The organism is Selenomonas sp. oral taxon 149 str. 67H29BP (assembly GCF_000146365.1).
Classification (GTDB): domain Bacteria; phylum Bacillota; class Negativicutes; order Selenomonadales; family Selenomonadaceae; genus Centipeda; species Centipeda felix.
Genome location: NZ_GL397093.1, coordinates 1 through 965 on the forward strand (window position 1 = coordinate 1; position 965 = coordinate 965).

The 965-nt window shown below is 53.8% G+C and carries 1 rRNA gene; it reads left to right on the plus strand.

Annotation, left to right across the window (positions count from 1 at the left end):
* Positions 1 to 965, plus strand: a 23S ribosomal RNA gene (locus HMPREF9166_RS12285); the annotation flags it as partial.

Genomic DNA, 965 nt, shown 5'->3' on the forward strand with positions numbered 1-965 from the left:
GTACACACTGGGTAGGGGAGCGTTCTTATCTGGACGAAGGCAGACCGGAAGGACTGCTGGACGGTAAGAAGTGAGAATGCCGGTATGAGTAGCGAAACGACAGGTGAGAATCCTGTCCACCGAAAGCCTAAGGAATCCCGGGCAACGCTCGTCGTCCCGGGGTAAGTCGGGACCTAAGCCGAGGCGAAAAGCATAGGCGATGGACAACTGGCGAAAATTCCAGTACCGGGCGACTTCGTTTGAGGATGGAGTGACGCAGGAAGGAAGCTGAGCGCGCGAATGGTTGGGCGCGTCGAAGGCGGTAGGCTTGTATGGAGGCAAATCCCCATACTATAAGGCCGAGAACCGATAGATAGGAAAGACTACGGTCAATCTGAATTCAGCCGCACTACACTGCCAAGAAAAGCTTCTAACGAGAAGTCGTCTGCCCGTACCAAAACCGACACAGGTAGGCGGGGAGAGAATCCTAAGGTGCGCGGGAAAACCCTCGTTAAGGAACTCGGCAAAATGCATCCGTAACTTCGGGAAAAGGATGGCCGATGGTGGTGAAGACATTTACTGTTGGAGCTGTTGTCGGCGGCAGAAAAGAGGCCCAAGCGACTGTTTACCACAAACACAGGTGCCTGCGAAAGCGCAAGCTGAAGTATAGGTGCTGACGCCTGCCCGGTGCAGGAAGGTTAAGGAGAGTTGTTAGTCCTTGAGATGAAGCAGCGAACTGAAGCCCCTGTAAACGGCGGCCGTAACTATAACGGTCCTAAGGTAGCGAAATTCCTTGTCGGGTAAGTTCCGACCCGCACGAAAGGCGTAACGATTTGGGCACTGTCTCAACGAGGGACCCGGTGAAATTGAAATACCTGTGAAGATGCAGGTTACCCGCGACTGGACAGAAAGACCCCATGGAGCTTTACTGCAGCTTGGCATTGGTCTTTGGCATATAACGTACAGGATAGCCGGGAGACTGGGAG